This window comes from Pseudomonas sp. SWRI81 (genome assembly GCF_014268545.1).
Taxonomy (GTDB): domain Bacteria; phylum Pseudomonadota; class Gammaproteobacteria; order Pseudomonadales; family Pseudomonadaceae; genus Aquipseudomonas; species Aquipseudomonas hamedanensis.
The window spans coordinates 1-12882 of sequence record NZ_JABWQS010000072.1 but is presented as its reverse complement, the minus strand read 5'-3'; the positions used below and the strand labels follow the sequence as shown (position 1 = coordinate 12882).

Genomic DNA, 12882 nt, shown 5'->3' with positions numbered 1-12882 from the left:
CTGTACTGTTACAGCAGTCAGATGCGAACTGTTCGTCCCACCACCCCTTCAAGTCTAACCATACAAGCGAGCCTGCTGGCGAAGGCGGTGAGCCAGTCAATGATGTGTCGACTGATCTTGATCTTTCGCGGGCAAGCCCGGCTCCCACAGGGTTTTGGGCCGAACACAAATATGTGGCCGGACCCGGTCATTGTAGGAGCGAGCCTGCTCGCGAAGGCGGTGAGTCAGTCAATGAAGATGTGGACTGATCGTGCGCTTTCGCGGGCAAGCCCGGCTCCCACAGGGTTTTGGGCCGAACACAAATGTTGGGGGCAGACCCGGTCATTGTAGGAGTGAGCCTGCTCGCGATAGCGGTGTGTCAGTAAACATAAATTGTGAATGACACACCGCTATCGCGAGCAGGCTCACTCCTACATGGGGTGTGTGTTAACCGGAGATTTGCGCCAGCCACTCCTTGAACGCTTTCATCGCCGCCGTTTCGGGTCGCGACTGCAACCGTGTCAACCAATAACTCCCCGTCGTGATCTCGATCGCGAACGGCTGGCAGATCGTATCCGCCGCCAGTTGTCGGGCGAACATCAGCGGCGGCGCCAGCGCCACCCCGCTGCCCTGCAATGCAGCCTCCATCATTGCCAGCGACGAGTCGAAGACGATGCTCTGCGGCGGTGGCGCCTGAGTGGCGAGGCCGGCGGCGTGGAACCACTCCGGCCATTCATCGGTGCGATAGGAGCGCAGCAAGGTCTGACGCAACAGATCCCCGGGCGACTGCAATTGCCGGGCAATTTCCGGCACGCACAATACCGACAGCGGCGCGTCGAGCAAGCGCGTTGCCTCGATGCCATGCCACGCCCCGGCGCCAAACCGAATCGCATAATCCAGCCCTTCCGCGGCCACATCCACGCGGTTGTTGTGGGTCGATAGGCGTAAATCCATGTGCGGATGTTTCGCCCGGAAGTCCGCCAGCCTCGGCAGCAGCCAGCCCACGGCAAATGTCCCCACCACGCCAACCGTCAATATTTCCCGATACTGCCCGCCGGCCAGTCGTTCAAGCATCTGCGCGATGTGATCGAATGAGGTGCTGAGCACCGGTAGCAAGGTTTCCCCCTCGCTGGTCAGCATCAGCCCGCGGGGCAGGCGTTTGAACAGGGTGACGTTGAGTTGCGCCTCGAGGCTTTTGACCTGATGGCTCACCGCCGCCTGGGTCACGCACAGTTCCACGGCAGCGCGGGTGAAACTCAAGTGGCGCGCCGACGCTTCGAAAGCGCGCAGTGCGTTGAGTGGCAATTGCGGTCGAATCATGCCCCAGCCCCAAATTTTTCTAATGGCTCATGCGAGATTTCATCGTTTGTCCAGCGTGGCGACACTGCCTACATTGGCGGCGCTGATCAGCCAACCGATGAAAAATCAGCCGCAGTGTAGCGGCATACGACAATCGACACTCATGGAGAGTGGTTCATTTATGTGTTCATTCAAGCCGAGCAAGCTCTTTTCCTACAGCGCTTTCACCTTGATCTTCAGCAGCGTTGTCTGCCAGGCGGCCACACCGACCGAGGCGCAGTGGCAGGCACTGGTCACGCAAGCCGTTACCCCAGTGATGCAACACAACAACATTGCCGGACTGAGCGTTGCCCTCACGGTCAACGGCCAGGCGCATTATTTTAATTACGGTATCGCCGCCAGGGACAGCGGGCAGAAGGTCAGCGAAAACACCCTGTTCGAAGTCGGTTCGGTGAGCAAGACCTTCACCGCGACCCTCGCCGGTTACGCTCAAGCGACCGGCAAGCTGGACCTGTCGAGCAAGGCGAGCACGCTTTGGCCGGCGCTCAAAGGCACTGCGTTCGACAACATCAGTGTGCTGCAACTGGGCACCTACAGCGCCGGCGGACTACCGCTGCAATTTCCCGCCGAGGCGGATTCGGCCGACAAGATGCTCGGTTATTACCAACAGTGGAAACCGCAGTTTCCCGCCGGCAGCCATCGCCTCTATTCCAACCCGAGCCTGGGCTTGTTCGGTTATCTGGCGGCGAGAAGCCTGGGCCAACCTTTCGATCAGGCGATGACGCAGACCCTGCTGCCGAAACTCGGTTTGCAGCACACCTTCCTCAGCGTGCCGCCAGCGCAGTCGAAGCTCTACGCCCAAGGCTATGACAGCGCCGACCAGCCGGTACGCGTCAGCCCCGGCGCGCTGGACGCCGAAGCCTACGGCATGAAAACCAGCGCCGCCGACCTGTTGCGCTATGTCGAGGCACAGTTGCAACCCGCCAGCCTCGCCCCCGATCTGCAACAAGCCATCGCCCTCACCCACACCGGTTACTACCGCGTCGGCGACATGACTCAGGGCCTGGGCTGGGAGCGCTACGCCTACCCGATCAGCCTGGAGAAGTTGCTGAACGGCAACTCGACAGCCATGGCGATGCAAGCGCACAAAACCGACTGGCTCACCCCGCCGCAACCCGAACCGGCGAACGTGCTGTTCAACAAAACCGGCTCCACCCGGGGGTTTGGCGCGTATGTCGCGTTCGTGCCGTCGCAAAAGATCGGCATCGTGATTCTCGCCAACAAGAATTATCCGAATGCCGAGCGCGTGAAGATTGCGCATACGATTTTCGGTGCACTGGTGGACTAATGGCCGGTAGATGAATTGTGGGAGCGAGTCTGCTTGCGAATGCGCTGAATCGGTCACTTCTCAGCGCTCGTAAACCGCTGTCGCGAGCAGGTTCGCTCCTCCACAGGATCTGTGCATTTCACAAAAACCTGTTGGGGGGCTTTGCCACACACAGGGACGTGCTTTATTCACGCCGTGCGCAATCAATCATCCGGCATTTGCGGCGGCTTGGCAGGCTTCGCCGGTTTGCTCGGCTTCGCACCCTTGGCCGGTTCTGGCTCGGTGGCGGCGGGTGCTTGTGCGGCGGCAGCGGCGGCTTCTTTCTCGGCCATCGGCATGGCGTCGATGGTCTCGAAGATCTTCTTCAGGTCCATGACCTTGGCTTCGTCCCCCGAAGCCGAAAGCTTGGTCTCGCCGTCCTTGCCCACCAGGAACACTTTCGGATAAGCACCGGCGCCCAGTTTCAGCGAGCGCAGCAGCGCCATGGTGTCCTGCTGGCCCATGTCCTTGCCGTCGAGCTGACCGGACATGCTGAGGATGGTATAGACCTTGATATTGCGGTCGGTGACGCCCTTTTTATTGGCCGGGTCTTCCAGCGATTTCTTCAGGCTCAGCCACACCGGATCGACCGTGCTTTGAGCGATCACGATCAGCGGCCGGGCGCGCCCGACGTCCCCGGCCAAGGGTGAATCGCTGTCGGCCGCGAACAAGGGGCCGGCCATCGCCAGCAAGAATGTCAGGGTCAGGGACCTGATGAGCATGCGCATCTCCTTTTGATATCCACGCTCTACTGATTGCGCATCGTGGCGATTGTTCCGGGTGCGTCTGGCAAAAAGGCATCGCCCTGTCAGAAGCTTAGGTCAGGCCGAACATTGCGCAACATGACGGGAGCGATCGCTACGCAGATTTGATTACTGGTTATGAGCGCATTAGGGTGGCCGCTCTGCTAACGAAATGGAGTTCACCCGCATGCACATTGATTACCTATGCGATCACCCCGAATTTATCGAAGAACTGGCCACCCTCAACTTCAAGGAGTGGGGAGAGTTTCGCCCTGGTCAAACAGTCGAGGATCGCGTCGAGCACATGCGTGAATCCTGTGGCAAAGGTTCAGTGCCCAGCGTGGTGGTGGCGCTTGAAGATTCGCGTTTGCTGGGCGGCGCACTACTGATCGAAAGCGATCTGAAGCTACGGCCGAACCTGACACCATGGCTGGCAGGCGTTTATGTGAAGGCTGAAGATCGTGGGCGGGGGGTCGCTTCGCAACTGGTCAATCGAGTGGTCGAGGAAGCCGCTGCGCTGGGCGTGCCTGAGCTGTATCTGTACACCGACACTTCGCAGTCGCTGTACGCGCGACTGGGTTGGCAAGTCGTCGAGGAACTGATTTACGAGGATCTGCCAGTGGTGGTGATGAAATTCGTTACTGGCAAGTGACTCAGAACGCCAGCTTGTAACCGATCAACACCAGCATCGTCGCCAGGCACGGGCGCAGCACTTCATCGGAGATGCGCCCGGTCAGGTGGCTGCCGAGCCAGATGCCCGGCAGCGAGCCGACCAGCAGAAAGCCCAACACGCCCCAATCCATATTGCCCATGCTCGCATGGCCCAGGCCAGCGACCAGGGTCAGTGGCACCGCGTGGGCGATTTCAGTGCCGACCAGGCGACGGGTCGGCAGCAGCGGATAGAGGATGAACAACGCAACCGTGCCCAGTGCGCCGGCACCGATCGAGGTCAGGGCGACCATAGTGCCGAGGATCAGGCCGGTGATTACGGTCATCACGTTGAGCCGCGAACCGCTCGGGTTGTAGTTGCCACCGGCACGTTTGTGGGCGAATTCGAGCAAGCGTTTCTTGAAGAAAATCGCCAGCGCCGTGGCGAACAAGACAAAGCCCAAGGCCTGCTTGATGATCGCATTCATCGCCTCGGGGGCGGTGTGCAACGTGCTGAGGAACCACAGCGTCATCGCCACCGCGGGCACGCTGCCCAGGGTCAGCCAACCGGTGATGGCCCAATCGATGTTCTTGTTCTTCCTGTGAACGAGGACGCCGCTGGATTTGGTAATGGCGGCGTACAGCAGGTCAGTGCCCACAGCCGTTGCCGGGTTGATGCCGAACCACAGCAGGATCGGCGTCATCAACGAACCACCGCCGACACCGGTCATGCCGACAATAAAACCCACCACCAGCCCGGCAACCACCAGACCGAAATTGACCAAATCCATTAAGACGTCCAGAAAACGACAGGAAAAATCTGGCCCGCAGCATAGCGATTTTTCTTATAACCACATATATCGATGCGGTCTATCGTTATGCATTATCGAAAATCACCGTCGTTCTCTTTGTAGGAGTGAGCCTGCTCGCGATAGCGGTGTTTCAGATAAATAGGCAGGCACTGACATACCGCTATCGCGAGCAGGCTCACTCCTACAGGGGTTATGTGGCGTCTGGAGGATTAGTGCACCCGCCGTCCCGGTTTGAAGCTGTGAGTGCGGTTGATCCACACCGTGGCCAGCGCAATCAGCGACAGGATCAACAGTGCCCACGGAAATGACATCGCCCCGGCGCGATCCAGCAGCAAACCGCCAAACAGCCCGCCGCCCGCAATCGCTACGTTCCACGAAGTGGTCAGCATTGCCTGGACCACGTCGACATGTTCTCCGGCCGAATCCGCCGCCGAGGTCAGCAGCAGCGTAGCCGAACCGCCGAACGACAAGCCCCACACCGCCATGCAAGCGTAAATGAGCCACGGCGACGGCACTGCCAGTGCAAGGACCAGCGCGGTCAGCGCAAACACGGCGAGGCTGATCAGCGTCAGCCCGCGCAACCAGCGATCCACCAGCAGGCCGATGATCCAGATCCCTACCAGCGAGCACAGGCCGAACACCAGCAGCACCAGATCCACCCGGTCGGCCAGCCCGGCTTCGGCCAGAAACGGTGCGATGTAGGTGTAGAGAATGTTGTGCCCAAGCATCCACGCCAGCACCACGAACAGCACCGGACGCACACCGGGCAGGCGTAACGATTCGAGCAACGGCAAGCGCTCGCCACTGGCCTGTCCCGGACGATCCGGCACTGCGATGACAATCCACGCCGCCAGCACCAGCGCCAGCGCCGACATGATCCCGAACGAAGCGCGCCAGCCGATCCATTGGCCCAGCCAAGTCCCCGCCGGGGTGCCTAGCGACAAGGCGACCGGGGTGCCGAGCATGGCAATCGCCAGTGCCCGGCCCTGCTGATGCACTGGGACGATCCCGCGCGCATAGCCGGCCATGATTCCCCAGGACAACCCCGCCGCCATGCCGGCGAGAAAGCGTGAAGCCAGTGTCAGTCCGTAATGGCTGGAAAACGTGGTGATGGTGTTGAACAGCAGAAACCCGCCCACGGTCATCAGCAGCACCCGTCGCCGCGGCCAGGCGCGGGTGGCCACGGTCAATGGAATCGCCGCGACTATCGAACCCAACGCATAGAGGGTGACCAGTTGCCCGGCGAGCACTTCGCTGACGTTCAACCCGGCGCCAATCTGCGGCAGCAGCCCGGCGGGCAGGGTTTCGGTGAGGATGGCGATGAAACCGGTCATGGCGAACGCGAGCAGCGCGGCGTAGGGCAATCTGTCGGTGCGGGCGGAGTGATCGACGCGGCTGAAATCGGCGCTTGCGGGGTCGGTCATGACGGGGGCAGCTCCTTTTGGATCAACTTGAGCGATGGATTGTATACAAATATCCAGTTCGCGATGCGATCTTTGTAGGAGTGAGCCTGCTCGCGATAGCGGTCTTTCAGATGTGGATGAGTTAAATGATCCTCCGCTATCGCGAGCAGGCTCACTCCTACAATGGATCTCTGCAAAATTCACAATCCAGTGAAAGCTTACTGCACCGGCAGAAAATTCAAAAACAACAGACTTTGCGCGTAATTCAGACCGATGCGCCGATAGCGCTCATCGAGCATTTGCGTCAGCAGGTCCAGGCGCGCCACCACTTTGCCAAACTCCGTGGCGAAGCTGAGGTTGCTGCCCTCCTCTGAGATTTCATTGGAAAACAGCAGCGGCTGGCCGTCCTGGTTCTGTCGCTGCGACAGAATCCACGTCGCTTTTTCGATGTTGCGCGCAGCGTTGTGCACGAACGTCGGATTAATCGCGTCCGTCATGTAGAACTCGGTGCGGTTGCCGTGGGCGGTGACCAGCATGCTGCCGATGGCGTAGATGAAAGCGCCGACCCGATCACCGAGAAACTCCGGGCTCATCGCGTAGTTGAGCGCGGCCAGATCCTTCCTGCCGCCCAGTACCGGCAGCGGCTGTTGCTGCTCGATGGCCAGGCGTACCTGTTTCACCGCAGCATGAATATTGAGGAACCCGGATTTGCGCAGCTCTTGCGGGTTGCGCAGGTACAGCTTGCCCATCAGACGATAGAGGCTGTTGAGGTTGTCGCGCATCGCCAGCGTTGCCATGCGATCGACGCTGGTCTGCAGAAACTCCTGCGGCTTGCCGTCACGCATCTGATTGATGAAGCCGTTGCCGTTCTGATGGCTACAGCCGCTCAGCACCAGCAAAAACAAACCGGCCAGCAACAGGCACGCTCGGCGCAAACAAGCAGTGATCAGGGTAAAAGCACTCGGCATGAATTCTCGGGCAGGTACGTTCCTGTGCGGCGGGAGTCACCGCATCCTGGCCATGGATAGAGCCGCCGATTGCGAAAAAGTGCAGTGCTGGCGTGGCTTGCCGACCTTTGGCGTCTTGCTCGACACCAATTAGTCCGACTTTATATTTGCGATGGTGGGTAAATCGGCTATAAATCTTCTGCTATAGATTCAATAGCCTGACTAATTGAAAATTCTCAAAACAACAACAAAAAGGAAGGTCTACCATGCTTCAATCCCGTCACCTGCTTTCCGGCCTTGGACTGTCACTGATGATCGCTTCCCTTTCCGCCAACGCAGCGGGCCTGACCGCCGAACACAAAGCCTTTGGCAAAACCAGCGACGGCACGCCCGTCGAGCAATACATCCTGCGCAACAGTCACGGCATGCAAGCCACCGTGATTACTTACGGCGCGACCCTGCAAGCGCTGAAAGTCGCCGACAAGCACGGCAAGTTTGACGACGTAGTGCTTGGTTTCGACGATGTGCAGGGCTACCAGAAAGGCACGGCGTACTTTGGCGCGACCATCGGGCGCTTCGGCAATCGCCTCGCCGACGGCGCCTTCGAACTCGACGGCAAGCGCTATCAGGTGCCGCAGAATGACAAGTCCAACGCGTTGCACGGCGGCCCTCAGGGTTTCGACAAAAAGGTCTGGAAGGCCAAGGAAACCAAGGACAAGGATTCGGTCGGCGTGACCCTGACCTATCTGTCGGCGGACGGCGAAATGGGCTTCCCCGGCAACCTCAGCACCGAAGTGACTTATCGCCTGACCGAGAACAACGAACTGCGCATCGACTACAAGGCCAGTACCGATAAGCCCACGGTGCTGAACCTGACCAACCACAGCTACTTCAACCTCGCCGGCGCCGGCAATGGCGACATTCTCAAACAAGTCGCCACGCTCAATGCCAGCCATTACACACCGGTGACGGCCAAGCTGATCCCGACCGGAGAACTCGCGCCCGTCGCGGGCACGCCGATGGATTTCACCAAAGCGACCGCGATCGGCACGCACATCAAGGCTGATCATCCGCAGTTGAAGTTTGCCGAGCCGAAACAGGGCGGCTTCGACTTCAACTGGACGCTGGACACCCAAGGCGATATCAGCAAAGTCGCCACCGAAGTCAGCGACCCGCAATCGGGACGAACCCTGCAGTTGTTTACCACCGAGCCGGGCGTGCAGTTCTATACCAGTAACTTCCTCGACGGTACGGTAAAGGGCAAGGGCGGCAAGGTCTATCCGCACTGGGGCGCGTTTACCCTGGAGACTCAGCACTATCCCGACTCGCCAAACCAGCCGGGCTTCCCGAGCACACGGCTGGATCCGGGGCAGACCTACACCCACAGCGTGATTCTGAAATTCACCGCAAAATAACCTTTGGGCGAGGGGATTTATCCCCGCCGGGATGCGAAGCAGCCCCCATCCTGCAAAATGCGCTTTATCAAAAAAGAACTCCATTGCAGGTTCTGGGGCTGCTTCGCATCCCAACGGGGATAAATCCCCTCGCCACAATTGATGTGTTTTGTCCCTTGATTCTTTGTCAAACAAGCCTCCTTCCCGGAACCCTTGGTCTATCCTGCTGCCCACCAAAGGTAACGAGATTTTCGCAAAGGAGGTTTGAATGCGTACCCTTGAATTGGCTGGCGTGCAGGTACCCGTGATTGGCCAGGGCACCTGGCGCATGGGTGAGGATCGCTCGGCGCACAAGCGTGAAGTCAGCGCACTGCGCAGCGGCATCGAACTGGGCATGACCCTGATTGACACTGCGGAAATGTACGCCGAGGGCGGTGCCGAAACGGTGGTCGGCGAAGCCATCAGCGGGCTGCGCGATCAGGTGTTTCTGGTCAGCAAAGTCTACCCGCACAACGCCAGCCGCAAAGGCATCCACCTGGCCTGCGAGCGCAGTCTGCGCCGGCTCGACACCGATTACATCGATCTCTACCTGCTGCACTGGCGCGGCCAGTATCCCCTGGAAGAAACCGTCGAAGCCTTTGAACGCCTGCGCGAGGACGGCAAGATCGGCCGTTGGGGCGTGTCGAACTTCGATGTCGATGACCTTGAAGAACTCTCCAGCCCGGCCTGCGCCACCAACCAGGTGCTCTACAACCTGGAAGCGCGCGGCATTGAGTTCGATCTGCTGCCATGGTCCCGGCAACAGCGCATGCCATTGATGGCCTACTGTCCGATCGGCCAGGGCGGCGCGATGCTCGCCGAGCCGGTGCTCAAACACATCGCAGCGCACCACAAGGTGACTCCGGCCCAAGTTGCACTGGCGTGGATTCTGCGTCAGGAGGGAGTGATCGCAATCCCCAAGGCCGTCCACCCGGAGCATGTGCTGCTCAATGCGCAAGCGGCGCAACTGCAACTGGAGGCTGGCGATCTGGCTGCGCTGGATCAGGTTTTTCCAGCGCCGCAACGCAAGCAGCGCCTGGCGATGGTCTGAGGGCAAGCGCGCCTCAAAACAGGCCCATTTGCCCGCCGATCAGGGTTGAAAAGTCGTCATCGACAAACGGCAGAATCGCATCCGCCACCGGTTGCAGTTGCCGGGTGATGTAATGGTCGTAATCGATGGCGGCGCGGCGTGCTTCCAGCGGCTCCGGGCCGGCCAAGGTGATGACGTAGCTGATCCAGCCGCCGTTCTGGTACTGCCGGGGCCGGCCGTGCTGCGCGTTGTAGTCGTCGGCCAGCCGCGCTGCGCGCACGTGCGGCGGGACGTTACGCTCGTAATCGTCGAGGGTGCGGCGCAGGCGCTTGCGGTAGATCAATCGATCATCGAACTCCCCGGCCAGGGTCTTGCGCACATAGTCGCGCACGTAATCCTGATACGGCTTGCGCTGGAAAATCCGCTCGTACAATTCCTGCTGAAATTGCCGGGCCAGCAGCGACCAGTCGGTGCGCACGGTTTCCAGACCTTTGTAGATCATTTCCTCGCGGCTATCGGCGCGGGTGACGAGGCCGGCGTAGCGCTTCTTGCTGCCCTCCTCCGCACCGCGAATGGTCGGCATCAAAAAGCGTTTGTAGTGGATCTCGAACTGCAGTTCCAGCGCGCTTTCCAGGCCGTAGGTTTCGCGCACATGCTCGCGCCACCACTCGTTGACCTGGTTGACCAGCGCATGACCGATCTGCGCCGCCTCCTCCTGACCATGGGCGCGACGTAGCCAGACGAATGTGGAGTCGGTATCGCCATAGATCACCGCATGGCCCTGCGCTTCGATCAACTGGCGGGTGCGCAGCATGATTTCGTGGCCGCGAAGAGTGATCGACGAGGCCAGGCGCGTATCGAAGAATCGGCAACCGCTGGAGCCAAGCACACCGTAGAAGGCATTCATGATGATTTTCAGCGCTTGCGACAACGGCGCGTTGTGCTCGCGCTTGGCGGTCTCGCGCCCCTCAGCCACTCGCGACACAATCGACGGCAGGCAATGGCGGGTGCGCGAAAAGCGTGCACCACGAAAGCCGGGTACCGAATCGGCATCGTCCGGGTGCTGCAAGCCTTCGATCAGCCCCACCGGATCAATCAGGAACGTACGGATGATCGACGGATAAAGGCTTTTGTAGTCGAGCACCAGCACCGACTCATACAGCCCCGGTTGCGAATCCATGACGAACCCGCCGGGGCTGGCCTGAGGCGGATGGGTGCCGAGGTTCGGCGCAACGAAGCCCTGACGGTGCATCAGCGGCATGTACAAATGCGTGAACGCGGCCACCGAGCCACCGCTGCGATCCGCCGGCAGACCGGTGACGCTGGCACGTTCGAGGAGAAACGTCAGCAGCTCGGTCTTGGCGAAGATCCGCGTGACCAGTTCGCAGTCCTTGAGGTTGTATTTGGCCAGCGCCGGTTTGTCCTCGGCGAACATGCGATTGATCTCGTCCATGCGCTGATACGGGTTGTCGATGGCCTTGCCCTCGCCAAGCAACGTCTGCGCGACGTTTTCCAGGCTGAACGAGGGGAAACTCCAGGTCGCCGAACGCAGCGATTCGATACCGTCGATGATCAGCCGACCCGCGGCGGAAGCGAAATAATGATTGCGGCTGCCGTGCTCGCGCCACTGCATTTCTTCACCGCCGCGACCGATTTTCAGCGGCACGCCGAGGCGCCGCGCGTGTTCGTGGAGGATGCGCAAGTCAAACTGCACAACATTCCAGCCGATGATCGCGTCAGGGTCGTGGCGGGCAAACCACTCGTTGAGTTTCTTCAGGATAAGGGTGCGCGAATCGCAATATTCGAGATCGAAATCAACAATGCTGTCATCGCCGTTCGGCGCGCCGAGCATGTACACCTGACGTTCGCCACAACCTTCCAGGGCGATGGAATACAGCTCGCCGGTCTCGGTGGTTTCGATATCGAGCGAGACCAGGCGCAGTTTCGGCCGATAATCGGGGTCGGGCTTGAGATGAGCGTTGATCAGCACGCCGTCGGCGTCCGGCGTACCGCTGAACCGCACGGGGGCGGTGATGAAACGCTCCATCAGATAGCGCTCCGGCGGGCGCACATCGGCCTCGAAGACATCGACCCCGACGCGGTTCAGCGCGGTTTCCAGGCGCATCAACTGACCGTGCTGCTGGCAATACAGACCGAGCACCGGACGATGCTCGAAATCCAGCAAAGCCAACGGCCGCAGTTCGACGTTCTTTTCGTCGTGCAGCAGACGTTCGGCCGCTTCACGCTGTTCGGCGGGGATGAACGCCACCGAAGGCTGGTGCGGCAAGCGCACACGGCGCGGCCCGGCGTCGGTCGCCAGCCAGAATTCGACTTCGGTGCCGGCCGGCGTATCGCGCCAGTGCCGGGTCAGGACAAAGCCCTGCGGTAAATCCACCACTGCAACCTCGGGAACTGAATCAGACCGGCATTCTACGCAGCATTTATGGTGAGGGGATTTATCTGAGGTGAGGGGATTTATCTGTGGCGAGGGGATTCATCCCCGTTTGGCCTGCGCAGCAGGCCCTTTCATTAAAAGCGGGGCCGCTTCGCGGCCAGCGGGGATAAATCCCCTCGCCACAAATAGATTCCCTCACCTCAGATAAATCCCCTGCCACAGATCCCCCCTGCCACAGGCACTTCATTTTCAGATAGAAAGATGGTTTTTTCCGGCAAATGGCGTTTTTTGCGTGCTATCTGCCGCTTTGCGGCCTTGCCCTGCTGCGCAGGGTCTACGATGCTTGATTAACAACGACAACACCTGAGTAACCGCCATGAAGACCGTCGCCCAACTGCTCAAGCTCAAAGACCAGAAAAATCAGGAAGTGCACCAGATCAAACCCGATCACATGGTGCTCGAAGCGCTGATGAAAATGGCCGAGAAAAACGTCGGCGCCCTGCTGGTGGTGGAAGACGACAACGTGGTCGGCATCATCAGCGAGCGCGATTACGCACGCAAACTGGTGCTGCACGGGCGCTCTTCGGTCGGGACACCCGTGCGCGACATCATGGTCAAGGATGTGATCACGGTGGACACCAAACAAACCGTCGACACCTGCCTGGGCATCATGTCCGACCGCCGCCTGCGCCACTTGCCGGTGGTTGAGGACGGCAAACTGATCGGCTTGCTGTCGATCGGCGACCTGGTCAAGGAAAAGGTTGCCGAAGCCTATCGCCCAAGCGATGCCGTGGCGAAAAACGCGGAACTGCGTAAAAGCCGTGAAT

At 60.0% G+C, this 12882-nt stretch carries 11 protein-coding genes; 5 read left to right on the top strand and 6 right to left on the bottom strand.

Going from position 1 to position 12882, the window contains the following annotated elements:
* Positions 1 to 426: 426 nt before the first annotated feature.
* Complete coding sequence (locus HU765_RS26120; protein WP_186551801.1) at positions 427 to 1299, bottom strand: LysR family transcriptional regulator; 873 nt, start codon at positions 1297 to 1299, stop codon at positions 427 to 429.
* Between the two features lie 160 nt (positions 1300 to 1459).
* On the opposite strand from HU765_RS26120, the gene ampC reads away from it, so the two are divergent.
* A complete protein-coding gene (gene ampC / locus HU765_RS26115) occupies positions 1460 to 2626 on the top strand; it encodes a class C beta-lactamase (protein ID WP_186623945.1) in 1167 nt (388 codons plus the stop codon).
* 182 nt (positions 2627 to 2808) lie between these two features.
* Here ampC and HU765_RS26110 read toward each other — a convergent pair whose 3' ends face one another.
* Positions 2809 to 3366 (bottom strand): DUF4174 domain-containing protein, encoded by a 558-nt coding sequence (locus HU765_RS26110; RefSeq protein ID WP_186623943.1) that lies wholly within the window; start codon positions 3364 to 3366, stop codon positions 2809 to 2811.
* Between the two features lie 208 nt (positions 3367 to 3574).
* Here HU765_RS26110 and HU765_RS26105 point away from each other — a divergent pair, with 208 nt between their 5' ends.
* A complete protein-coding gene (locus HU765_RS26105) occupies positions 3575 to 4039 on the top strand; it encodes a GNAT family N-acetyltransferase (protein ID WP_186623941.1) in 465 nt (154 codons plus the stop codon).
* A gap of 1 nt (position 4040) precedes the next feature.
* On the opposite strand, the gene HU765_RS26100 is transcribed toward HU765_RS26105, so the two are convergent.
* The 3 genes from HU765_RS26100 to HU765_RS26090 all read right to left on the bottom strand — a co-directional run bounded on the left by HU765_RS26100 (position 4041) and on the right by HU765_RS26090 (position 7218).
* A complete protein-coding gene (locus tag HU765_RS26100) occupies positions 4041 to 4826 on the bottom strand; it encodes a sulfite exporter TauE/SafE family protein (protein ID WP_186623939.1) in 786 nt (261 codons plus the stop codon).
* Positions 4827 to 5056: 230 nt separating this feature from the next.
* Positions 5057 to 6271, bottom strand: coding sequence for an MFS transporter (locus HU765_RS26095; protein ID WP_186623937.1), 1215 nt, complete (start codon positions 6269 to 6271; stop codon positions 5057 to 5059).
* Positions 6272 to 6468: 197 nt separating this feature from the next.
* Positions 6469 to 7218 carry a hypothetical protein gene (locus HU765_RS26090; protein ID WP_186551795.1) on the bottom strand — a complete coding sequence of 250 codons (750 nt, stop codon included), beginning with the start codon at positions 7216 to 7218 and terminating at the stop codon, positions 6469 to 6471.
* Positions 7219 to 7463: 245 nt separating this feature from the next.
* Between HU765_RS26090 and HU765_RS26085 the strand changes: the two genes are divergently transcribed.
* Together HU765_RS26085 and HU765_RS26080 are read left to right on the top strand one after the other, a co-directional pair.
* Positions 7464 to 8612 carry an aldose epimerase family protein gene (locus HU765_RS26085; RefSeq protein WP_186623935.1) on the top strand — a complete coding sequence of 383 codons (1149 nt, stop codon included), beginning with the start codon at positions 7464 to 7466 and terminating at the stop codon, positions 8610 to 8612.
* Positions 8613 to 8859: 247 nt separating this feature from the next.
* Positions 8860 to 9681 carry an aldo/keto reductase gene (locus tag HU765_RS26080; RefSeq protein WP_186623933.1) on the top strand — a complete coding sequence of 274 codons (822 nt, stop codon included), beginning with the start codon at positions 8860 to 8862 and terminating at the stop codon, positions 9679 to 9681.
* A 13-nt stretch (positions 9682 to 9694) separates the two neighbouring features.
* Here the strand turns inward: HU765_RS26080 and HU765_RS26075 are convergent, their stop codons facing one another.
* Entirely contained in the window at positions 9695 to 12055 is a 2361-nt protein-coding gene (locus HU765_RS26075) for a DNA polymerase II (RefSeq protein WP_186623925.1), read from the bottom strand.
* 376 nt (positions 12056 to 12431) lie between these two features.
* Between HU765_RS26075 and HU765_RS26070 the strand changes: the two genes are divergently transcribed.
* On the top strand, positions 12432 to 12882 hold a 451-nt coding region (locus HU765_RS26070; RefSeq protein WP_238344768.1), incomplete at its 3' end, for a CBS domain-containing protein.

Bases quoted from the DNA above. Each gene is read 5' to 3' on its own strand.
- HU765_RS26120 (WP_186551801.1), bottom strand. From the start codon at position 1,299: ATGATTCGACCGCAATTGCCACTCAACGCACTGCGCGCTTTCGAAGCG.
- ampC (WP_186623945.1), top strand. From the start codon at position 1,460: ATGTGTTCATTCAAGCCGAGCAAGCTCTTTTCCTACAGCGCTTTCACC.
- HU765_RS26110 (WP_186623943.1), bottom strand. From the start codon at position 3,366: ATGCTCATCAGGTCCCTGACCCTGACATTCTTGCTGGCGATGGCCGGC.
- HU765_RS26105 (WP_186623941.1), top strand. From the start codon at position 3,575: ATGCACATTGATTACCTATGCGATCACCCCGAATTTATCGAAGAACTG.
- HU765_RS26100 (WP_186623939.1), bottom strand. From the start codon at position 4,826: ATGGATTTGGTCAATTTCGGTCTGGTGGTTGCCGGGCTGGTGGTGGGT.
- HU765_RS26095 (WP_186623937.1), bottom strand. From the start codon at position 6,271: ATGACCGACCCCGCAAGCGCCGATTTCAGCCGCGTCGATCACTCCGCC.
- HU765_RS26090 (WP_186551795.1), bottom strand. From the start codon at position 7,218: ATGCCGAGTGCTTTTACCCTGATCACTGCTTGTTTGCGCCGAGCGTGC.
- HU765_RS26085 (WP_186623935.1), top strand. From the start codon at position 7,464: ATGCTTCAATCCCGTCACCTGCTTTCCGGCCTTGGACTGTCACTGATG.
- HU765_RS26080 (WP_186623933.1), top strand. From the start codon at position 8,860: ATGCGTACCCTTGAATTGGCTGGCGTGCAGGTACCCGTGATTGGCCAG.